Genomic DNA, 23,439 nt, shown 5'->3' with positions numbered 1-23,439 from the left:
TGTTTACTTACCAATGTTGGGAAAAATAATAATGATCTCTGACTTCCTCCTGAATTGCTGTTGCAGAGATACCTTTCCTGAATTGAGGAATAAGTTTTATTGCCCCGGAAAGCCTTTGCTGAATTATGTCAGACAATACATGTTTCCCTTCTCCTGACAGGTTATAAAAATCACTATTCAAATGCGCTTTTAATTCAGGAGCCTGTACTAAAGAATCAAGGCTGATCCCATTATAAGCATCCTCAAAAGCCTCTTCCAGCAAATGGGGATTTTCAGCCATATTCCTTTCTGCCAGAGTTAAGGCCTGGGTAAATCCCTCCAGCATCTTTTGGCTAACCGGGTCATTTTCAGACATGTCGAACAGGTCAGGAATAATAGTATGAGGCAGCAAAGGGGCAACTAATCCATCAAAGGGTAATGCGTGGGCATGACGGTAATGGTCTCTGTAATTTTTGCCGAAAAAGGTATAATCAATCTTTTTTTGGGGTACGAAATGAGGATCATCCAGTGCCAAGGTGTCGTTGTGCCTTCCCTTGTAACTGATGTGAACGCCACAACCAAAATCAACAATAGCTGCCATCCTCTTGTCATTAGTAACACAATAACCTGAATTTAATAATTTGGAATTTAATAAATCCCACAGGTTAAACACTAAGGCCACAGCATAGAGCTGACCAACAATCTGGGCTTCTTCCGCTGTCAGGCACAGCTCGGCCCTTTTCGGCAAATGGGTGACATCAAACAGCGGCGCATGTGCCTTTATCACATCCTTGTTCGCCAGAAACTCGCAAAAACTATTCATAAAGCGAGAAAGTATCCAGATGGATTTATCCTCACTGACATGTAAAAAGGTATCAGGAGCCTGTACTGCACCACGAAATAATTTCTGTACCATACGCGGAACCAGAATTTCAAGAAAGGCGCGCTCCAACTGTAAAGAAAAAATATGGGCTGTTGTCCCAGGCGTTGGGTTTTTTAAGCTTTCTTCACTGAGGTAACCCCTAAAAACATCTTCAACTGTTAGTTCATCCGGTGTTTTAGCCAGGTAAAATACCCCGTGTTGATCTTCCTGAATGGTCTTTTCTGTAATTCCTTTCGAAAGGGATGAGGCAATAGTGCCAGGCAGACGACCTCGGGGAGAGGCAAGTTCCAGATTATTACGAAGTTTGGGCATAATAACATCCTCCAAATATAAGTAACAGGTGGGGTCAAAGACCGTTATAACACATTAATTCTTTTTGTAACGATTCAATGGCAATTTTTTTAACATAAAAAGCAATATATGAGTATAAATTGTAATGTCAGGTATAAAATCAGAAAATTTTACTTAAATTTGAATTTTCTGATTGTTTTTGTTGCGAAAAAAGTGCAGGATGGAATTTCGGCAAAAATTCAGGATGATACTATGAAAAAACGGATTGTTTCATTACTTGTCATTTCGGCTGTTGCTTCATCGATTCACGCCGCTACGCAAAGTATGGTTTGGGGAGACGCCAACAAATCTCTGCCACCAGTTAAACAAAACCCTTTAATCAAAAAGGGCGTAATCAAATCAGTTGCTGGCAAGCAAAGTGATTATGAATTGCAATTGCAAGACGAATCTAAAGGGAAAACCAGACATACCCGCTACCAGATTACCTACAAAGGGATCCCTGTTTGGGGCTACCAGGTTATTTACCACTCTAAAGACGGCGGTAAAGAAACGGTAACCGGAATGAATATTACCGGAATTGAAAAGGATGTGCACAGCATTAACGGCGTTTTTTCTGCCAGCGACATAGAGAAAAAAATTCTTGGTACGGTCCGCGACCCCATCAAATTTCAGAATACAACTAAAGTTATTTTTATTGATAATGATAATAAAGCGCACCTGGCTTATCATTTATCCTATTACAGCAACAGTAAAAAAACGCGCATCAAGGCTCCCAATTACATTGTTGATGCCAATAGTGGCGAACTATTAAAACAATGGGACGAGGTGCGTCATGAGCGGATAGGTCAGGGGTTGGGTGGAAATGCTTTCCCTCTTCCCTATCGTAGCGGCATGTTCCAGCATGGCAATGCCTTACCCGGCCTGCCCTCTTTGGGAAAGTTTGATGTTTCGGTCAAAGACGGTACCTGTACGGTTGAAAATGATTCAATAAAAGTAATGAATCTAAGGAACTACAATTTGGGATATGATGTGTTCCCCATTACTACCTTTGCAGAATCCATGCTGAAGTTACAAGCATTTTCTTACCCCTGTGATGATACGAACTTGTATTTAAATTACGCTGATGGCGCCACTGGCCCGGTGAATTATGCCTTTTCTCCCGTAAATGACACCATGTACTTTGCCCAACAGACTCTGGATATGTATGAGAAGGTGTATGGCGTCAAAAAACCTATAGGCGATGATTTGCCATTGCGTGCCTATACTCATTTGGGCGATATGGATAATGCCTTTGCCGTTCCAACCATTATTGTAGATGGAACCCTTGTAGCGCATCAGCAGATTGTTATTGGTAATGGCAACGAGTTCCTGACTGCTCCTGCCCAATCAGTATTGGGGCATGAATTATCCCATAATTTTACCGCATTACATTCTGGCCTGATGTATGAAGGGCAGTCGGGCGGTATTAATGAATCTTTTTCTGATATGGCCGCAATTGCTTTACAAGAGTACCTGCGCCGTGATTATCCCTGGTATTGGGATGGTGAAGACTGGACTATAGGGCGTGAAGCAGTAAAAGGCGGACAGCCCATGCGCTATATGGATGATCCCGCTAAAGACGGGTTTTCTATTGGCAATGCTGCTGATTTTACTGACAAGCTGGATGTCCATGGTAGTAGCGGGGTATTTAACCGGGCGTTCTATTTGTTGGCTCACAAACCGGGTTGGTCTATTCAAAGGGCATTTCAGGTCATGGTTGATGCCAATATGAACTATTGGTCTCCTATCGCCTATTATGATTTTGCCGCTTGCGGTGTCATACAGGCAACCATAGACAGGCGTATGGATAAAACACCCGTAATTGAAGCATTTGCAGAAGTTGGTGTTGTTTGCCCCATGCACAAGGCTTGATCAAGCCGTAGCCTGGTTCACGTCGTCCTGAGCGCGTCTTTTGGCGCGAAGGATCTCCAAATACTGGCACCATGCCGCTTTCAGGAGATCCTTCGCGCCAAAAGACGCGCTCAGGACTTGGGAAATCCCCACGAAATTTTCCCTTGAGCCTGTATTGTGACTCGCTAATCAAGAGTACAAAAGAGCATCATGCCAAGAAAACCGAGCCGCGACCGTGAGGGAGCGGAACAGTTCGATGCACTCCCTTGTTGATTACTCATTAGGTGTACATCCAAAATTTCCGCTCCCTCACGGTCGCGGCTCGGTTTTCTTTAGGTAACTGAGAGCATAAGCAAACAGAAGAGGTAGTGCTGATAAATAAATCATTTTCGGGGAGATACTTCAGCTCAGGACGCCGTGGATCGGGTAATGGCTAAGATGTGTAGAATAGTCAGCTGTAAGCAGACCGGGCTACTATTTATATTTATTTTCTAAAAAACTTACTATTCACTGATAAATTTGGTTATAATATTCGCAGTTTGTAGTTTTGAGAGTATTTACTATGGCTTTTTTAGTACAAGGAAATGCAGAGCAGATTTTTCAGGCATTTGGGCAGGATTGTGTAATAAAAGTCTACGATGATGCCGATGATCTGAGTACAATTAATAAAGATCTTCCCCGCACTCCTTTCCTGGGTACAGAAGCTCAAGCCAAGACTTTTATTAATACCTGGCGCACAGGGAAAGTTTTTTCACAGGGAAATACTTCTGGAGGAAGCCTTTGCCTGCTTTTAGGTAATGAAAACCCGCCATTAATGCAAAAAGATGAAGAGATCATGGACTATGCAGCCAATTACGTCAGAGATGATTTTGGCTTTGTTAATGACAAGCAAGAACCCTGTGGTTTAATGTTACTTTATCGGCGTGACCATCCTGATCAATGGCTGTTGGGTTTTACCGTTAATAGTCATTTAGAGCCTAAAGACAGGACAGTGATACTTTTGTCCGGGTTTGATTTAGCGCCTTACATCAAATCAAACATGCATGGGGTAAAAGTAGTCCAGACGGATGTATTTGACAACCCATTGATGGAACAAATTGATTTACCCATTATCCGAGATTTCCTACAGAATAAAATTAAAGCAGAACAGGAAGAAATTGATCCGGATTTTGCTGAACTGTCCTTGTTACCCACCTTTATCCGGAATACAGAACTGAATCCTGAACTGGTTAATCCTAATCGTGCCCGTGATTTAATTATTCAATACAAATTGCATTTATCTCCAGTACTGTTAAGGGATTATCTCTCTGAGAATGGTAAATTGCGACCGGTATTAGAAGGTTTGACCCTGACTGAAGACGAAGCCCTTGATAAAAGCATATTACAAATGGTTCTGGTTTTTTATAAGGATGGTGTTTTGGAACAAAGCCAGAATGTACTGCAGAATCATGACTTTATAAGAGATATGCGGGCACTGATGTGGGATGAAGAGCAAATTCGACTGCTTCCTGTTTTAGTTACCAAACCTTACAGCCGGGATTTAGTGCAATCCATTCTTATCAACCCGGCTTATTATCATTCTTATGCTTTGCTCGCCGAATTGGGAATTACCCAGCATTTTCAGGAATACTTCGCTTATCCGGAAAAAAAGGAACAATTAAGTTTTATTGATGCCTTAGGTGATGAAAACAGTAAGAAACTATGTCTTATTTTTTGGGGAAAAGGTCATTTTACTTTGCAGGAATTAAAGGAACTGGTTGCTGCTACGGAAAAATATCCCATGTTGGCTGCTACCCTGATTGATTTGGATCAGACTAAAACAGTAATTTCGATTAAAGAGTTGCAAAAGTTGGCATTAAGGCCGCAAATACACTTGCAAAAAAGCATTGCGTATCACTATTCTGCTGAGTTTAAGGACTATCAGTTAAAGAAATCAGATTTAAAAAATCTGGATGAAAAAGAGCTGATTGAATTAAGCCGTTCCCTGGACGTATTGAGAAAAGCAGGGATAACTCAGGCCGATGCCTACAAACTGGTATTGAAGCAGAATAATCAAGGACAGATCCTGCGTATGTTCTTACCCGGTTTGGCGTTGGTTGAAAATACGAATCACAGGAATGAGTTAATTAACCTTCTTTATAAAGGCATCCAAAAGGGCATTCCGACTCAGGGTAAAGCTGTTCTCGAAATGAAAGACACCGAGTTGCTGCCTTTGGCGCAAGATTTATATACACGATACATTTGTGTGAATCAAATGCAGGAATTGAAATTTAACAATGAAATTGTTGCATTAGCTGCTGCTAATAATGTGCAGTCAGACAGATTCAGGCAGATTATTTTAAAGGTGGAAGCTCAATGCAAAGGCATTCATGAACGTTTGCTTAAATCCTCCTCAGACAGAGATAAAGTGGGTAAGTGGCAACGAGCCGATGAAGAGTATAGAAAGACCATATATTGCATTGCTTACGACGGAATTACTCAATCAGGCGTTGATTTATCTGCCAGAATTCATGAAGCGGAAAAGAATATTTTAAATATAGTTGATCCAGAAATAACATCCTGGCTGCAAAAAGTTTTAATTGTAATCGCCAACATTCTGATTACGACCTTTACTTTAGGTTTTGCTAATGATGTCAAGAAGAGAAATACTGGCAATTACTGGTTTTTTACCCAGACCCCATCGGGTGAAGAAATACGTGCTCTGGATAAAGAAGTGCTCTCATTTGTTGAAGACACAGATGCAGCGCCAGCAGTAGCACCATAGTAAGGGCAGTAACAAACCTTTAGCAGGCTTGCTCCTACTCTCATTAATTAAAGGAAACCGAGCCGCGACCGTCAGGGAGCGGAACAGTTGTATGCGCACATACTTTATTTCCCACACCTACTACATAGGTCGAGCGACACAGGGCTCTGTGCCTCAACAAAAATTCCGCTTCCTGACGGTCGCGGCTCGGTTTCCTTAAAATTAACGTGAGTTCGGGCTGAGCACACTGCCTTTAAGTTAAAAGAATTAATTTAAAATAGGCGTAGCCTTGATTTCGCTATCACTGCATCAAGGCTACAGTTTTTTATCTATTTAAATCAATCTTCTTATCCATAACTCACGTTAAAATTACTGAACACATGGAATTTAAGTTTTTCCCCTTCCGGAAATCAATCACTCCAGTTTTCTGATAAAATTGCTAAAATAATCAAACAGTTATTTTTAATCTGTCCAACTTTCGTCACAAAATGATCATAACTTGATCTAAAAAAATCGCTTATTAACAATTTTGTATTAAAAATATTCTTGAACTTCTTAATTATTTCTGCTTAATATGAGGCTTATAAAGGACTGATTTGATTTAAGGGATTTGATATATGGGGTTGCCCAAGAAAGCACTTAGGGAAAGTCAATTACAATTATTAACTGCCGGATCTGCAGTTAATGATGGCTCTCACCAAATTTATCGAGTGACATTCATTGAGAATAATGTTCCGGTCTCTGCTTTTTTTAAAAAACTCGATCCCAAACATCATTATCCTGAACTACTGGCAAAAATCAGCGTTGCTGTTTCTTTATTCAAACGATTATTCCAAGGTAAAAACTCAGCTGAAGAGCGATTGGTCTTTGATGATAATGACAGGCTGGTCGGCACCTTGTCCATTGCCATTGATGGCTTTAAGCCCTTTAATTATTCCAGTGAGCCCGTTCCTGTTGATCCGGTCACAAAAGAAAGAGTCATACCCAGCACTAAGACCCTGCTTAGAAAAAAGTTTATAAAAATCCTTTTCGGCAGATGGTTTCTTGATGATGACGATCCTCATCCTCATAATGTGGGATTTAAAGAGGACGAGGATGAGTCTGCGGATATAGATTTCGATATGTTTCTGTATTGGTTTACGATCCATATGAAAGAACCCCGGCCTATTATTGGCGTTCCTAAAAAGAGAGTGGAACTGACTGTTGCTGATTGGGAAGCTTTCCCCAGGGTTAAGGACTCCAAGCCTTACCACTGGGCTACTTTCAGACATCCAGGACAGGAAACCTTGCCAGGAGTTATTCCCTCACAACTTTTAATGCAGGTTCTTCCCAAAAGTTATGCGGATCCCTCCCAATTTGAGCAGTTAGCTCATGAGCAGGAGGCCCATGAGCAAAAATTCGCCGCAGCATTAAGCGCACTACTTACGTTTCATCCTGACATGGTAAGAAAACGTTTGTACGATCTGTTCGGCGACATGACCTTGAATTATACCTCTCTGGATAATACAGATGTAAATTTGCGCATTAAATACGAAACGGAATTTCCTCAGTTATGTAATGAGCAAACCAATATAAAACCCTTTATTGATTTCATGATGGATGTATATCAAAAGCATTATGATAATTTATATCGTGTCGTAGTGTTTTATATGGGTTGTGAAAATAATGGTTACGGAGTTCCTTTGTCTGCCACCAGTTCTATGCTGTATCACAAGCCCTCATTTTACAGAGACATCCTCTCCTGGGCAAAAGAACAAAATGCGACTTTGTACAGTAAAGAAGATAAAACGGCGCAATACGATCCGGTTGAGCTGCAAAAGCGCTATCATCAGGTATGGCGGGATGCTTATGCTCCAAGTGTCAGAGATTTGTTACATCAAACATATCGTTTGACCAATGAATTGCTTTGCCAGGTTTCTTCTTCGAAGCAAGATATAATCGAGATAGAATGTAAGAAAATTACCGATGACAGTTTAACCAGTGCCTGGGAGTTATTTGGTATCATGCCAGAATTGTCACTGGAGGAGGTGCTTCCTTTAATTAATGTGGATAAAGACAGTAAATTGCGTGAGGCTTTGCTGCTTCTTGTTGAATTTACAAGTAAATTCCATGATGTGGTTAAAGCTTATTACAGTAAAGAGCGAAGAGATTTAACTGAAGAGGATAACCTGCTCTTTTCTGATCAACTGACTCAACTTTATTCAAATTATAATTTAAAAATTCGTCAAAGCCTGGCTCATACCAGCACCCATGCCAGTGTGTTTAACGTCATTGCTTCCCGATTAAAATTAATTACCGAACAAGTTAATTTCAAGCTTCATTTAACCACTACAGATGAGTTGATGCAGGATGCGGTGAAAACGGTTGCGACTAAAGACGTACTGCCGCACACTCACGATGAGGAAATTAAAAAGTTCAATGATTTCTTATTCCTTTGGGCAAAGAGTCTTGCTCCTGAAGATTTAAGCCAATACATTAACGACATCATCGACAAACATTACGCCCCGATAGTTCCCGGATTATTAACCGCTCGCCATAGAACCCAACCGGTTAAAGATTTCTTATTGGCAAGTATGAACGATAGTGGGGACAATCGACTTGCTTATATATTAAGCTCTGGTAATGAGGATACGGGCGCATTAAATACGCTGCTTATCCAGCATCTTACGCCACATATGCTGCAAACTTATCCATTGCTTAGTGTCCGCAACGCGGTTCGTGAAGGTACCTTTACCAAGGATATTGCGATATTCACCAAATCGGCAGTAAATTTCGCTAAATACGACAGTCGTTTTACTCATCTGTTTAGTCCGGAAGGGATGAAATTATTTTATCAGACCATGTATCAGTGGATTGACTCACTGGACAGTAAGTCATTTAAGAAGATAATGCAGGATTCTTTAAAAGAGTATGAAGCCGGATTAAGCGTATTAAGTGGATGGTGGGGTAATGGTTCCAGAAGGACTGAGGTTGAAGGCTATTGCAGCAATTCAGGTCAATCCAAAGCAGTTGCCCTGACCTTTCTCAAAGGTGCGGATACCTCTACTCTAAACGGTATTTTATTTAATAATATTATTACTGCAATGAAAGCGAACATCAGTAAAAATGCTGAGAAACAACAAATACCCGGGAACAAACTGATTTTGAAATATAATGCCACAGAGCATAAAGCCTTTTATTTTGATGGCTTAAAAACCCATGCCGTAGCTCCATCACACAAACAGGATGTTCATGCTACCAACAGTTCAGCCATGTCGGTCGGCGCGCTTTAATTCATCATCAAGATTGTAGCCCGTATTAGCGAAGCGTAATACGGGATCAACATTGTCAGTTGTATCCCAACCATTATCTTTTTGTGACAATCACTATTACATTAGGTTATGATTCTATTTTCAAATAAATGAGTACGTGGGATGTCTTTTGATTTATTAAAAACCGCGCCGCAATACATGATACCGCAACATAAAATGACCACACTCGCTGGTTGCCTGGCTAATGTTAAAAACAACCGAGTAAAGAATTATATAATTCAACGTTTTATCAATAAATATCAGGTGAATATGGCCGAGGCCCTGGTTGAAGATCCTGCGTCTTATGCCAGCTTTAATGATTTTTTTATTCGTCATTTAAAACCGGAATGCCGCCCTTTGGCGCAAGCGGATATTGTTTCTCCTGTTGATGGTTGCGTGAGTGAAATTGGCGCCATCAAGGATGGGCAGTTAATTCAGGCTAAAGGGAAATTCTATTCTGTTCAAGAGTTCCTGGCTTGTGAAGAAGACGTTGCCAGACAATACATTGACGGGAAATTCGCTACTTTATATTTGTCGCCTAAAGATTATCATCGCGTACACATCCCTCTGGATGCCAAACTGGTTTCTATGACCTACATTCCCGGCGCCTTATTTTCTGTGCAACCCACTACTGCACGAGTAGTTCCCCGCCTCTTCGCCCGCAATGAACGTCTCGCAGTATTTTTTGATACTAATGTTGGTCCTATGGTGATGGTTATGGTAGGAGCAACCATAGTCGGCGCCATAGGCACCAGTTGGCATGGTGATATAAAGCGGGAAAAGAAGAAAATCAGTTTCGACTACGCCCAGGCCACATTTAATACTTCATTCTCCCAAGGCGATGAAATGGGCTATTTTAAGCTGGGCTCAACTGTGGTTTTAATGTTCGCCAATGGGGAAAAAGTTCACTGGAATCCGTCTTTGGAGGCAGGAAGTGCCATTCGGTTTGGCCAGGCTCTTGGTGACGTTAAATAATGCTGTTATGACATTCTCGGCTCCAGGTTCGTCCCCGGCTCCACGTTCATCCCCAGATCTACGTCGTCCTGAGCGCGTCTTTTGGCGCGAAGGATCTCCAAATACTGGCACCATGCCGCTTTCAGGAGATCCTTCGCGCCAAAAGACGCGCTCAGGACGACGTGGATCGGAGGGCGACATAGATCCGGGGACGACATGACAACTATTGAAAAATAAGAAGAAATTTAATTTATCGTGCAGGCTTTAATGATTTATCAAGAAATGTAATTAATGGTACCGAGAAGAGGACTCGAACCTCCACGGGGTCACCCCCACTAGCACCTGAAGCTAGCGTGTCTACCAATTCCACCACCTCGGCATAGGCAGGTAAGTTACGCAAATTATGTGAATATGTCAACCAATTTTTTAAGTAGAATAAGGATATCCTGCTTTTAAAATACGTTCCCTGACACCTTCCCATTTGCTTTCAGCGGGGGGAAGCTCTATTGCTATACACATTGCATTGGAAGCATCCCCTTCCCGCAGTTGATAATATAAATCGTAAGCTGCCTTTTCAGGGGTTTTGGTAAGAAGATGAAAGTTTTTTTCATCCACGCTTGACGGTTGCTGGCTGGCTATAACGTACACATCACCATCCCTCTTGTTGCAAAAATTCGCCAATGTTTCATAACGGTCAAAATAATACAGATTCTTTTGCGGTTGGTAATGGTGATCCAACTTGCCGGGGACGCGGATGGTATTACCATCTTTGGTTAAATGCTGGGTTGAAATGACCTTGGCAATGGCTTTTTCATCAATCATGCCATGACGTAAAATTCTATAGCCTGCGGGGTTTGTTGCATCAACTATAGTTGATTCAATCCCTACAGTGCATCGCCCACCATCTAAAATCAATAATTCCTTATCGGGGAAGGACTGCTTTACATGCTGGGCTGTGGTCGGGCTTATTTTGCCAAAGGGATTAGCCGATGGAGCAACAACCGGTATGTCGAGTTGGTGTAACAGTTTTTGGGCTACGGGGTGAGCCGGGCATCTTACTGCTATGGTAGATTGGCCGCCAGTAATCAGGGGGTTAATCTGATTTTCCTTGCAGCGGAATATCAAAGTCAAAGGCCCTGGCCAAAATTTTTTAATAAGCAGTTGGGCATATGCAGGAACATCTTCAGCCAATTCATTCAGATCCCAATCTTCTGCGATATGTACAATCAGTGGATGATTCAAGGGTCTGTTTTTCATAGCGAAAACGGCTTTAATGGCTTTGTCTTTATTAATGGGCGCGGCTAATCCATAAACAGTTTCTGTTGGGATGGCAACGGGTTTTCCGTCTTTTAAATCAAGAACTGCCCGATTAAGATTGGTGGTAATAAGGGACATATAAAACAAGCCGGCAAGAAGTATAAAAAATTACCATTATTTTTACATAATTCAGGCTGTTTTGGAATAGAGTGACACGATATTGTAGCTGTATCAGAGGAGTTCCGTCGTCCCGCGGCTTGTCCGCGGGACGACGGAGTACCTGGCATTGCCTCCAGGAAAGGTGGGGATTGGTTGTCATTTAAACCCGTATTACGCTCCGCTAATACGGGCTACTGTTACCTACACATATTTCTCATACTGCGGTATCCACATGGTTTCTTCTACCGCAGCACTGATTTCACTTTCCGACATGGGATTGATATGCCCTTCTTTAATGCCCATGGCGATGACTGCCTTAGCTATATGTTTGCTGACGTCTCTGATGGTGGATAACTCGGGAAGCAAACGTCCTTCACCTGTTTTTACAGCAGGCGCCAATTCACTTAGAGCCATTGCTGCGGCCATCATCATTTCATCAGTGACCCTTTTGGCCTTGCCTGCAACAACGGCCAGGCCAATCCCTGGAAAAATATAAGAGTTATTGCATTGGGCAATCTCTATGCTGCGGCCGTTAATTGAAACTGCATCAAAAGGGCTGCCTGTAGCAATCAAGGCTGTTCCATTAGTCCATTTTAATAAGTCTGCTGGAATTGCTTCCGCGCGGGAGGTTGGGTTAGACAATGGGAAAATAATGGGTGTTTCGCAATAGCTGGCCATGGTTTTCACAATCGTTTCGTTAAACTGGTTGGGTTGTCCTGAAACCCCCAGAAGAATGGTTGGCTGGGCATTGTTCACCACATCCAAAAGGCTTATGGTGTCCGGGTGTTCCAGCTTCCAGTTGATTAGCGAGTCCTTTTCCTGAGCTAAGCCCTTTTGGAATGGCAACAAATTATTCATGCCATTATGTAATAAACCTTGTCTGTCCACCAGATAAAAGCGCGATCTGGCTTCTCTCTCGCTAAGCCCCTGATTCATCATAGCGTGCACTAATTGTTCGCTAATACCACAGCCCGCAGAACCAGCTCCCAATAAAGCAATGCGTTGATCTTTTAAAGGAACACCAGACACTTTCGTTGCAGCAACAATAACGGATACCGCTACTGCGGCTGTTCCCTGAATGTCATCATTAAAGGTACACAATTGATCTTTATAACGTTCCAGCAAAGGATAAGCATGCTGCTGGGCAAAGTCTTCAAATTGTAATAAAACATCAGGCATGTGTTTTTTTATGCTTTGAACAAAGTGATCCACAAAATCATCATAATCCTTTCCAGATATCCGGGGATGTCTCCAGCCTATGTATTCCGGATCGCTCAGGCGTTCCTGGTTATTGGTTCCAACATCCAATATGATGGGTAAGGTTTCTGCAGGAGGAATGCCACCGCAACTGGTGTACAAGGACAATTTGCCAATGGGGATACCAAGACCTCCGGCTCCCTGATCGCCCAAGCCCAGAATACGCTCGCCATCTGTAACTACTATGACGCTAATTTTACGGGTTAATGCCAGGTACTCGATAATGCTGTCCATTTTATCCTTTTCAGGATAACTTAAAAATAAACCACGGGGCTGTCGGTAAATATGGGAAAATTGCTCGCAGGCCTGTCCTACTACCGGTGTGTAAATAATCGGCATTACCCCTTCCAGATTTTCAATGATAAAACGGTAAAAAAGAACCTCATTCCTGTCTTGCAAAGCACGTAAATAAATGTGTTTTTCCAGAGGGGTTTCTTTGGCACTGTAGGCATCCTGGCAGCGGATGACTTGTTCGGCCAGCGTTTCTACAGCCGGGGGCAATAAACCATGTAATTCAAAACTGTCTCTTTCCTCACTGGTAAAAGCAGTACCTTTATTGAGCAAAGAATCTCTTAACAACGTCTTTCCCTTTTGTGTTATTTTTACCGTCATTGCGTGCTCCCCGAGATGATTTTTTATGGTCTTTGAATTTGGTTTATTTCTAGTGTAGTTGATTTTTATAGGTTTTGTGGGCTTACCCCGTTTTTTGCCTTTTCTTCCTGGCCAGCTTAGAATAAATTTTAAATGCATCCGAATGGGAATTTATCGTGCTGCTTTCATTAGTGGAAAAAATGATTGATGGGTATTTTGCGTTAATGCCGAGGCAAAAGCCCTCCCCATCATCCATCAAAGCAGCACGAATCATTGCCCACAGAGGTGCTCATAATAATGCGCGGGGTATTATTGAAAATACATTGCAGGCATTTAACATCGCCCGGGATGCTGGTTGCTGGGGAATTGAATTTGATATACATGCTACCCGTGATTCTGTTTTGGTCGTCAATCATGATCCCACCTTAAAACGCCTATGGGGGCATGATGTGGCTATTGCCGATCTCGGTTTTTCTGATTTAAGGGCTCTTGAGCCAGGAATTCCCTCCCTTGCAGAAGTCATTGCTCAGTACGGTCGCGTGATGCATTTGTTTATTGAATTAAAGACCCCTTTTGCTAATGAAAAAGCTTTGGCTGCGGCTTTGAGTGAATTAACACCGGAAGAAGATTATCATTTGCTGGCTTTAGATGTGCCACTTTTCAGTTCTTTGTCACTGTTTCCCAAAAGTTCATTAGTGTTGGTTGCCGGACCCAATAATGTTCAGGAGTTTTGTAATTTAAGTATTAGTGAAGGATATGGTGGCGTTACGGGCAGTTATCTCTTGTTGACCGATAAAAAAATAGCGGAATTAAAGTCAGCCCATCAACGGTACGGGGTTGGATTTGTTAATTCACGCAACTCTTTATACAGGGAATTAAACAGGGAAATAAACTGGATCTTCACCAACCAGGCAGTGGCAGTTTGTCAGGATATGCGGCAATTAAATCTGAGTTGAACGAGATGTCGCAGCCCGTTAAGGCATACTTCTGCATCTTTAACTTAACGTGAGTTTCGGATAAGAAAGTTGTTTGAGCCAGTGTTTCCCTCGATCCGTTCGGGCTGCGGAGCGGCGGTAGCCTTGTCTCGAAGCCTTAGCACCATGCCAAGGCTTATATTTGTCCTGTTATTTTGCAGTTCAGTCAAAATTTGATCTGCGATAAAATAAAGAATACAATTAAGTCAAATAACTTGATGGAAAAAAAACACATGTTTTCTTTCGACACAGAAGAGCCTATATTCAAATTAGCTGCTGAAGGAAATCTTGTAGAATTAAAAAACAAGATTCTTGAGCAACCCGAACGCCTCCATGCAAAAGCCAGTAATGGCAGCAATTTATTGATGTTTGCCGCTGAATCGGGGCATATTGAAACCGTTCAATGGCTTCAACAACAAGGAATCTCATTAGCCGAAAAAGGAGTATCAGGAAAGACTGCGCTTTTATTTGCAGCCGGAAACGGGAGCACTAAAGCCGTCAAATGGTTACTGGACAATGGAGCCTCCCTGGAGGAAAAAGATGACGATGGATATACTGCTTTATTTCTGGCAACGCGGAATGGCAAATACGAGGTGGTAAAATATCTGTTAGGTGTCGGAGCCGCTCCATCGGAACAAAAACAATTTTGGCTATACTCCGCCGCCAATGCCAGGTATCCAATAATCCGGTTTTTATTAGAACAAATAAATGGTCAAGGAAAACTCCCGTCATTGGAAACGCTGTCACAAAAGATAGTAGCACCCGTGAGTGTGGCTCTCGTCTTGCCTTATTTGTCTCCTGAACAAATCATAAACTTTATTACCATCATGCGGGAAAAGGCTCCTACTCTCATAGAGAAAATGAGTGCCGGCGATTTCCGCAAGATTTGGGATTTTACCGGTGTAGAGCAAAAGCAAGCCATTATTACCGCGATGGGGGAGCAAGCAATTCAAATAATAGCGACTCTTAAAACGTCTTATTTTAATTCCGTAGTCGACATGATGACTCCAGAACAAAAAAGGGCAGGGCGAACCGCAGAACAACATCGCAAAGCTATTGTTAGTGAGTTGCGCAAAACGAGTCTGGCACAGCCTATGAGCCTGGAAGAAGCAAAAGAGCAGGTATCAAAAACGGGCAAAAGTATTCTACACACGGTAGCTAATGATGTAATGTTCCTTACTTATCCTGAGCAATCTACAGTCAAACAGGAGATGCTCACGCGTGTTATGATAAGAGAGCCCCTTAATTATGGAACATTCGAAACGACTCTTAACCATCTTCACGGATTGGGGATTAATCTCTTTAACGCCATACATAGCGCAAAAACACCTGCTGAATTTGGGGTGATTTTACGTGATTATGCTCCAGAACAAATGACTCAGATCCCTCAGGAAATAAACAGATTATCTGGCTTAATAAATACGCAAGATGATCTAAGGCGTATTTTACGCAATCTTGAGCCAAAACAAATCAATGTGTTGTGTGGCATGTTGGGAGAAAGTCTTTTAAAGGTTACAGGATCAATAGAAAAATATTGCGTTATTCTGGGGCGACTCAATTCCGAACAAACAGGGGCATTCATCGAAAGCCGTATCGAGCATTTATCTGCATTGATAAAAACTACCGATGATTACGATAAAATTTGTGAATACCTTACTAACCAGCAAAAAGCATGGTTGGCTCGCTCTCTTCATGTTGAGGATCCAGAACTGTTATCTGCAATTAACCTCTCTATAGAGCAGGATGCAGAGCATCCGGCTACTGTAAGAACGCATGGTTTTTTTAGTTTACCTCAGAAACCTGCTTCACCCTCAACTGAAATTACAGCTGATGAGAATCCGTCAACCAATCCACCTGAAATAAAAGGGAGCGGTTCTCATTGAGATGATGTAAAGAATCGTAGCCCGGTCTGCTTGCAGCCGGGATGACGCGGGTACTCCCGGCTGCAAGCAGACCGGGCTACGTTTTTTTATATATTTAAATCAATCGCTTATTGCAAGCAGACCTTTTACTTCTCTTCAGCAGTAAACTGATTGATGGTTAATGTTAACCGTTTTACTAACTCATCAATTTCATCTTCGCTGATAATCAGTGGTGGTAAGAGCCGGACTACTGTATCGGCAGTGACGTTAAATAATACGCCATTAGTCAGGCCAATTGTACGCATGTCATTGGCAGGTCTGTCGAGCTCAATACCTATCATAAAGCCTTTGCCGCGAATGGCTTTTACATTGGGGTGTTCGCCCAGGTTGCTAATCAATTTATCCATTAGCAACGCACTGTTTTTTGCTACTTTTTCGCAGATTTTATCGCGCTCAATGACCTCAAGAACCGTAAGTGCAGTAGCACAGGCTAATGAATTGCCACCAAAGGTTGAACCGTGGTTTCCAGGTTTAAAGAGATCTTTCGCTCTCTTGCTCATTAAACAGGCGCCTATAGGCATGCCGTTACCCAAGCCCTTGGCCGTAGTTAAAATATCCGGCTGAATACCATAATGCATGTAAGAATAAAGTGTTCCAGTGCGACCATTCCCTGTCTGGATTTCATCTAAAATAAGCATCCAGTCATTTTGTTCGCACAATTGTGCCAGAGCACGCATGTACCCTTCTTCCGCCGCATAAATTCCGCCCTCGCCCTGAACAGGCTCTACCATTACCGCAACAACATCTTCCCTGTTAGCCGCAATAGTATGAATCGCGTCCAAATCATTGAAAGGCGCGCGAATAAAACCGGGAACCAGTGGCTCAAAACCAGCCTGGACTTTCCGGCTTCCTGACGCAGTCAAGGTTGCCATGGTTCGCCCATGAAACGCACGCTCCATGACAATAATAGAAGGTGTTTCAATTCCCTTTTTATGGCCAAAAAGACGCGTTAATTTAATCGCAGCCTCATTCGCTTCAGCTCCTGAATTGGCAAAAAACACCTGATCCATACCCGACATTGCGGTGAGTTTTTCTGCCAGTAATTCCTGTTCTTTAATATGGAAGGCATTTGAAGTATGCAGAAGCTTTGCCGCCTGCTCCTGAATCGTACGTGTTACATCTGGGTGAGCATGGCCTAACCCACAAACCGCTATCCCGCTTAAACCGTCAAGATATTCCTTTCCTTCATCATCGTATAACCAAACACCCTTTCCATGTGTGAAGGTTACTGGCATGGGGTTGTAGGTCGTTATTAAAGCCATGTTATCTCCCTTACTGAATAAAAATTTATTTCAAATTACTGTTCACAAAATCCCAGTTTACTAAAGCCCAGAAGGCACTGATATAATCAGGGCGTAGATTGCGATAGTCAATATAATAAGCATGTTCCCATACGTCACAGGTTAACAAAGCAGTTAATCCTTCTGTCATTGGCGTTCCTGCATTGCTGGTGCTGATGATTTTTAATGCGCCAGAAGCATCCTGAACCAGCCAGGCCCAGCCAGAACCGAAAGTAGTAGCTGCTGCTTGAGTGAATTGTTCTTTAAATGCCGTAAAAGAGCCGAAATTTTTGTTAATGGCTTCTGCTACTTTTCCTGTAGGTTCGCCGCCGCCATTTGGGCTCATGCTATGCCAGTAAAACGTATGATTCCAGACTTGTGCCGCGTTATTGAAAACTCCGCCTTTTGATTTCATGATAATCTCTTCAAGGCTCATGTTTTCAAATTCAGTTCCAGGGATCAGTTTATTTAAATTGTTTACATAGGCGCTATGATGTTTGCCATAATGATATTCCAGCGTTTCTTTGGAAATATGGGGAGCCAGGGCATCCAATGCATAAGGTAATTGGGGTAGAGTAAAAGTCATGATAATCTCCGTCATTCGTAAAGCGCTAAGTGTAGCAGGATAGGTACGATATTCAATGCTATTTTGGCGTATGAAAAAGCATCGTATCCCTCTTAAAATCGATTCGTCACATTTTGCTTACATCATTACATTTGAAAGAAGAGGCAGGCCTGTAGTTCCACTGCCATTAAGTTAAGGAGTTCCGCCGTCCCGCGGCTTGTCCGCGGGATCCAGGAATCTCACTCCGAACTTAGATCTCTGGATACCGCGGACAAGCCGCGGTACGGTGGAGTATCGCTTAACTTAATGGCAGTGGCCTGTAGTTCCTTTCAGGCAAATTATCCTTTATTGCAAATGTAGTGTATACTATTAGTCCAGTTTGGCTGATTCGTCAATTTGACTTACTTTAGTTGCGAGCTTGTCGGGTTTTCGCCATAATTGATGTGTTTATTTATTAAAAGGTGCATAAGTGGATACTTTAGATAAAATTAAAAAGCAAATTGCTGACAATGCAATCATGCTTTACATGAAAGGCACACCGAAGATGCCCCAATGTGGATTCTCTGCGCGCGCGGTTCAGTGCATAGAAGCCTGCGGAGTGAATTTTGCCTATGTGGATGTTCTGGCTAATCCTGACATTCGTCAAGTTTTGCCTCAAGTTTCTGATTGGCCTACTTTCCCTCAGTTGTATGTAAAGGGTGAATTGGTTGGCGGCTCTGATATCATCGCTGAAATGTTTCAGCAGGGTGAGTTAGAACCTATGCTACGTGATGCGATTGCTGCATAATTACAATAATAAGCACGGGTAACCCCCGTGTTTTTGCAATGGAGATCATAGAATGAGTGTATTAGTTGGTCGTAAAGCGCCAGATTTTACTGTGGCTGCAGTGATGGGTAATGGTGAAATTGTTGATAAATTCAATTTACACGAGCACTTAAAAGGCAAATATGGACTGGTATTTTTCTATCCATTAGATTTTACCTTCGTATGTCCTTCCGAGCTTATTGCTCTTGATCATCGTATTGATGAGTTCAAAAGCCGTAATGTTGAAGTGGTTGCTGTTTCTATTGACTCTCATTTCACTCATAACGCATACCGCAATACTTCAACTAAAAACGGTGGTATAGGCCCAGTTCGTTATACTATGGCTGCTGATATGACTCACAGCATTTGCCAATCTTATGGTGTTGAGCACCCAGTTGCAGGCATTGCGTTCCGCGGTGCATTCGTAATTGATACTAACGGTATGGTTCGCTCACAAATCGTTAACGATTTGCCAATAGGCCGAAATGTAGACGAACTTCTGCGTATCATTGATGCCGTACAATTTTTCGAAGAGCATGGCGAAGTATGTCCTGCTGGCTGGAAGAAAGGCGATGCCGGTATGAAAGCTTCTCCTCAAGGCGTTGCGGCTTATTTGTCTGAGCACTCTGATTCGCTGTAATCCTGAATAGAACCGATCGTAGCCCGTATTAGGCGTAGCCTTACGGGCTACAACAATGACATGTTCCGCCATTGATTTGCCATAACACAAAATAATTCCGCTGTTTTTTCTGCATCATAAATTGCCGAGTGCGCCTCATTAGGATCAAAGTGGATTTTTGCCGCATGTGCCGCTTTAGCTAATACGGTTTGGCCATATACAAAGCCACCAAGTGTTGCGGTGTCAAAGCAGGTAAATGAGTGGAATGGTGAGTTCACCCCTGTTCTTTTAACCGCTTCTTTAATAAACAATAAATCAAACCAGGCATTATGTCCTACCAAAACGGCACGTTGGCAACGCGATTTTTTGAGCGCGGCAAAAATGGGTTGGAACAAGCGCTCCAATGCTACCTTTTCATCAACTGCAAAACGCAAGGGCTGAAAAGGGTCGATTTGATTGAATTCCAGTGACTTTTGATCCAGTACTGCACCAGAAAAAGGTAATACATGTTCAAAATGACTTTCTCCCTTATACAATATTCCTTCTTCATCCATGTTTAGCAATACCACACAGACCTCAAGAAGCGCGTTGCTTTTCGGGTCCAGCCCAGCCGTTTCCACATCAACTACCACGGGTAAAAAACCACGAAACCGTTCTTTCATGTTCTTGCTTAAAATACTGTCATTTGCTGTCATGTATACTCCAGGGAAGTGTCTCACCGGCTCCCATAGGAATCACCTGATTTGAGCCAAATGGCATGGAATGGGGAATGGCTTGCGGTGATTTGATTAATTCTATTTGTTCCTGATTAACGGGTAATTGATAAAATTCTGCGCCAAAGCGGCTCATAAAGTGATTTAACTTATCAAGCTTACCTTGCTCATCAAACAGATGTGTATAAAAGGCAAGGGCAAAAGGCGCTGAGTAAATGCCTGCACATCCGCAAGCACTTTCTTTAGTGTGCACTGCGTGTGGTGCGCTGTCTGTTCCTGCAAAAAATTTGGGATTTCCGCTGGTGGCGGCAACTTGCAAGGCCAATTGATCTTGTTCATGCTTTAAAATGGGCAGGCAGTAATAATGTGGCCTTAAGCCACCGGAAAGTAACTGATTGCGATTATAAAGCAAATGATGAGGGGTAATGGTGGCTGATACGGTTTCTGGTGCCTGAGTTACAAAATCCACCGCAGCTTTGGTTGAAATATGCTCCAGAACGATTCGCAATCTGGGAAAGTTGGCGACTATGCCTTTTAAATATTCATCAAGAAATAAGGCTTCCCGTTCAAAAATATCGCTGTGCGTTACTTCGCCATGAATTTGCAGCACTAAATTGTGTTCTTGCATCACTTCATAAAGAGGATAAAGTGCCTTTAATGATTTGGCTCCTGCTTCAGAGTTAGTGGTAGCCCCGGCGGGATAAAGTTTGGCTCCTAAAATATAAGGTATTGATGCGGCTTGTTCCAATTCATTTGCCGATACCGATTCGTTCAAATAAAAAGTCATGTAGGGACTAAATGAATGCCCTTCAGGTATCCGCGCTATAATTCTGTTTCTATAATTTTGAATTGATGGCAAAGTAGTAAGAGCGGGTTTGAGATTGGGCATTATCAGTGCGCGTGCAAAATGTTGGGCTGTAGCTGGAACAGTATGTTGCAACAGGTCTTCATCTCTAAGATGAACATGCCAGTCATCGGGGCGATTGATAATTAGAGTTTGCATTATAAAGGTTCCTGCATTATTGCCGATATACAAGAATATCACGAATCAGGTCTCTGGGATGAGCAAAAAATGGCATTTGGTCATAATAAGCGCAAAATAACAAAAAATGTTCTGGCAGGATGCGTGCTATTGATCAACACCAGTATGGCCGCTCCTCATGTCAATTACGCAAGTCCCATGGGAGAGGAAAAATGGCGCATGAGTGGCAATCCCATTCGTTGTGGCCTTTCCCTGGCTATACCCAATTATGGTATTGGATATTTTGAACAATACGCCACCCAATCACCTCATTTTATTTTGCGTAAATGGGATCAGGTATTGCGAGATCTGCCCGCTCAGGTGATTGCAAAGCCCCCTGTCTGGAAGCCTTTATTACCAAGAACTTATGTAGTCGCTAAAACCTTCGTCAAGCCTGGGGAATATGGCCTTTATCTGGGACGTGAACCTACCCTTAAGTTACTTACCTTTCTATCTCAGGGATACCAGGCCAATTTTAATTATCTCTCAGAGCAGGGTTTTAGCATCACTGTTGCCCTGTCACCCATAAAATTCCAAAAGGTTTACGCGCAATATCAGAAATGTATTGGAAATTTACTTCCTTTCAATTATGACGATGTGAAAGAGACGGTGTTTCATTTTGGTGTGGACAGCAGATTTTTAACAGATGAAGATAAAAGCCAGTTAAGGCGTATTGCCCAATATGTGGCGGCTGATGGACAGATTGAAGTCGTCCGGGTAGTTGGCTACGCCGATGACAGTGGTCGCAAAGGCTACAATAATGCTATTTCCCAATACCGGGCGGAGGCCATAGAAAACTATTTGCTGCGATTAGGTGTACCTAAATATAAATTATCAGTGACGTGGTATGGTGCCTTGAAGCCTGTGGCCAGAAATGATACTGACGATGGACGTGCGGCAAATCGACGTGTGGTGGTGGATTTAATCAGAAAATAAGGCTGATAGAGTTAAGACCCGATTCGTGCCATTCCCATATCTACGTCGTCCTGAGCGCGTCTTTTTGCGCGAAGTTGATCTCCAAATACCGTCACCATGCCGCTTTCAGGAGACGTAGACCGGGCTACGACCAATGAAAAATTTATAGCGGAAATTATGACTTTTACCTGAGTTTTCATCTGATTCAAGGCGTCTTTATGAGCAATGACATAGTGTCCAAAAAATTTACCCTGTGAGTAAAATAAATATATCCTCATGAAAATATTCATTTTTTTTTGCGATTTTCTTGACATATTCAAAATCACTGCAGATACTCATAACGTTGCATGCTTCGAACCTGAGCGACGAACGCGTGCTATTGACAACTCCAAGCTGTGGGTTATCAATAAAATGGAACTCTAAATAATAATCTAGTGGAGACAAGGCATGTTTAGTTTAAAAAGAACAGCAGTAGCAGTACTCGCTTTAGGAAGCAGTGCAGTATTCGCTGGTACTATGGGCCCAGTTTGCACGCCAGGTAATGTAACAGTACCATGTGAAAGAACTGCATGGGATTTCGGTGTATCAGCCCTATACTTACAATCAAATTATAACGCTGGTTGGGGTTACCACAGTGCTACAGACATAAACGGCTACACCCATTATAACGATTGGGATGGTGACTGGAACTGGGGCTTCAAACTGGAAGGTTCTTACCACTTCAACACTGGTAACGATCTGACTGTTAACTGGTACCATTTAGATGCTGACACTGATGGCCACTACTACGATGAAGTATACCGTGGTTACACACACAACAACAAATGGGATGCAGTTAATGCTGAATTAGGTCAATTCGTTGATTTCAGCGCTAACAAGAAAATGCGTTTCCATGGTGGTGTTCAATACGCTCGAATCAAAGCTGATGTAAACAACTACGAAAACACTGTGTTCTTAACTAACCACAATGCTGAGTTCAGCGGTTTCGGTCCACGTACTGGTCTGGATATGCACTATGTATTCGGTAACGGCTTTGGTATTTATGCTAATGGCGCAGCTGCAATTCTGGTTGGTACTAGCAAGTTCAACGATGGTGTGAACTTATTCAATGGTTCCAAGAACTCTATTGTTCCAGAAGTTGAAGCTAAATTGGGTCTGGACTACACTTATGCAATGGCTCAAGGTGATTTAACTCTTGATGCTGGTTACATGTGGTTCAACTACTTCCATGCAATGCATACAACAGCTACTAACCTGAATGGTGGTGTTCTGTCTGAAACTGATTACTCAGCTTCTGGTCCTTACATCGGTCTGAAGTATGTTGGTAATGT

The 23,439-nt window shown here is 42.4% G+C and carries 17 protein-coding genes and 1 tRNA gene; 10 read left to right on the top strand and 8 right to left on the bottom strand.

The annotated features are described in order from the left end of the window. Window positions 1-7 precede the first annotated feature (7 nt). Window positions 8-1,174: a hypothetical protein gene (locus B094_RS0104925; RefSeq protein ID WP_018576690.1), complete on the bottom strand. Its 1,167-nt coding sequence runs from the start codon at window positions 1,172-1,174 to the stop codon at window positions 8-10. Between the two features lie 231 nt (window positions 1,175-1,405). Between B094_RS0104925 and B094_RS0104920 the strand changes: the two genes are divergently transcribed. The 4 genes from B094_RS0104920 to asd all read left to right on the top strand — a co-directional run bounded on the left by B094_RS0104920 (window position 1,406) and on the right by asd (window position 10,051). Next, window positions 1,406-3,064 carry a M4 family metallopeptidase gene (locus B094_RS0104920; protein WP_026253886.1) on the top strand — a complete coding sequence of 553 codons (1,659 nt, stop codon included), beginning with the start codon at window positions 1,406-1,408 and terminating at the stop codon, window positions 3,062-3,064. A gap of 541 nt (window positions 3,065-3,605) precedes the next feature. Next, window positions 3,606-5,807, top strand: coding sequence for a hypothetical protein (locus tag B094_RS15740; protein WP_018576687.1), 2,202 nt, complete (start codon window positions 3,606-3,608; stop codon window positions 5,805-5,807). A 596-nt stretch (window positions 5,808-6,403) separates the two neighbouring features. Beyond that, complete coding sequence (locus B094_RS0104905) at window positions 6,404-9,058, top strand: hypothetical protein (protein ID WP_018576686.1); 2,655 nt, start codon at window positions 6,404-6,406, stop codon at window positions 9,056-9,058. A 141-nt stretch (window positions 9,059-9,199) separates the two neighbouring features. Continuing rightward, window positions 9,200-10,051 carry an archaetidylserine decarboxylase gene (gene asd, locus B094_RS0104900; protein ID WP_018576685.1) on the top strand — a complete coding sequence of 284 codons (852 nt, stop codon included), beginning with the start codon at window positions 9,200-9,202 and terminating at the stop codon, window positions 10,049-10,051. Between the two features lie 271 nt (window positions 10,052-10,322). Here the strand turns inward: asd and B094_RS0104895 are convergent. The 3 genes from B094_RS0104895 to B094_RS0104885 all read right to left on the bottom strand — a co-directional run bounded on the left by B094_RS0104895 (window position 10,323) and on the right by B094_RS0104885 (window position 13,315). After that, window positions 10,323-10,409 (bottom strand) — tRNA-Leu (locus B094_RS0104895). A gap of 47 nt (window positions 10,410-10,456) precedes the next feature. Then, on the bottom strand, window positions 10,457-11,425 hold the full coding sequence (locus tag B094_RS0104890; RefSeq protein WP_018576684.1) for an L-threonylcarbamoyladenylate synthase: 969 nt from the start codon (window positions 11,423-11,425) through the stop codon (window positions 10,457-10,459). 222 nt (window positions 11,426-11,647) lie between these two features. Next, complete coding sequence (locus B094_RS0104885; RefSeq protein WP_026253884.1) at window positions 11,648-13,315, bottom strand: NAD-dependent malic enzyme; 1,668 nt, start codon at window positions 13,313-13,315, stop codon at window positions 11,648-11,650. Window positions 13,316-13,470: 155 nt separating this feature from the next. On the opposite strand from B094_RS0104885, the gene B094_RS0104880 reads away from it, so the two are divergent. Together B094_RS0104880 and B094_RS0104875 are read left to right on the top strand one after the other, a co-directional pair. Further along, window positions 13,471-14,250, top strand: coding sequence for a glycerophosphodiester phosphodiesterase (locus tag B094_RS0104880; RefSeq protein WP_018576682.1), 780 nt, complete (start codon window positions 13,471-13,473; stop codon window positions 14,248-14,250). Between the two features lie 251 nt (window positions 14,251-14,501). Continuing rightward, window positions 14,502-16,151, top strand: a complete 1,650-nt coding sequence (locus B094_RS0104875; RefSeq protein ID WP_018576681.1) for an ankyrin repeat domain-containing protein — start codon at window positions 14,502-14,504, stop codon at window positions 16,149-16,151. Window positions 16,152-16,276: 125 nt separating this feature from the next. Here the strand turns inward: B094_RS0104875 and B094_RS0104870 are convergent, their stop codons facing one another. Both B094_RS0104870 and sodB read right to left on the bottom strand, forming a co-directional pair. Then, window positions 16,277-17,452: an aspartate aminotransferase family protein gene (locus tag B094_RS0104870; RefSeq protein ID WP_018576680.1), complete on the bottom strand. Its 1,176-nt coding sequence runs from the start codon at window positions 17,450-17,452 to the stop codon at window positions 16,277-16,279. Window positions 17,453-17,477: 25 nt separating this feature from the next. After that, window positions 17,478-18,056, bottom strand: coding sequence for a superoxide dismutase [Fe] (gene sodB, locus B094_RS0104865; RefSeq protein ID WP_018576679.1), 579 nt, complete (start codon window positions 18,054-18,056; stop codon window positions 17,478-17,480). A gap of 496 nt (window positions 18,057-18,552) precedes the next feature. Between sodB and grxD the strand changes: the two genes are divergently transcribed. Together grxD and B094_RS0104855 are read left to right on the top strand one after the other, a co-directional pair. Next, window positions 18,553-18,822, top strand: a complete 270-nt coding sequence (grxD, locus tag B094_RS0104860) for a Grx4 family monothiol glutaredoxin (protein WP_237762248.1) — start codon at window positions 18,553-18,555, stop codon at window positions 18,820-18,822. 52 nt (window positions 18,823-18,874) lie between these two features. Further along, window positions 18,875-19,480, top strand: coding sequence for a peroxiredoxin (locus B094_RS0104855; protein WP_018576677.1), 606 nt, complete (start codon window positions 18,875-18,877; stop codon window positions 19,478-19,480). A gap of 47 nt (window positions 19,481-19,527) precedes the next feature. Here the strand turns inward: B094_RS0104855 and rnt are convergent, their stop codons facing one another. Continuing rightward, the gene (rnt, locus tag B094_RS0104850; protein WP_018576676.1) at window positions 19,528-20,154 is read right to left on the bottom strand and encodes a ribonuclease T; all 627 of its coding nucleotides are present in this window, start codon (window positions 20,152-20,154) and stop codon (window positions 19,528-19,530) included. Further along, window positions 20,141-21,175 carry a dihydroorotase gene (gene pyrC / locus B094_RS0104845; RefSeq protein ID WP_018576675.1) on the bottom strand — a complete coding sequence of 345 codons (1,035 nt, stop codon included), beginning with the start codon at window positions 21,173-21,175 and terminating at the stop codon, window positions 20,141-20,143. The genes rnt and pyrC overlap by 14 nt, the downstream gene beginning before the upstream one ends. Before the next feature lie 69 nt (window positions 21,176-21,244). Between pyrC and B094_RS0104840 the strand changes: the two genes are divergently transcribed. Then, window positions 21,245-22,129: a flagellar protein MotY gene (locus B094_RS0104840; protein ID WP_026253883.1), complete on the top strand. Its 885-nt coding sequence runs from the start codon at window positions 21,245-21,247 to the stop codon at window positions 22,127-22,129. Between the two features lie 426 nt (window positions 22,130-22,555). Next, the coding region (locus B094_RS0104830; RefSeq protein ID WP_018576672.1) for an Lpg1974 family pore-forming outer membrane protein at window positions 22,556-23,439 on the top strand (884 nt) is incomplete at its 3' end.

Source organism: Legionella shakespearei DSM 23087 (assembly GCF_000373765.1).
Lineage (GTDB): Bacteria > Pseudomonadota > Gammaproteobacteria > Legionellales > Legionellaceae > Legionella > Legionella shakespearei.
Note: the sequence above shows the minus strand (reverse complement) of the source record. Positions and strands in the feature narration are given on the sequence as shown.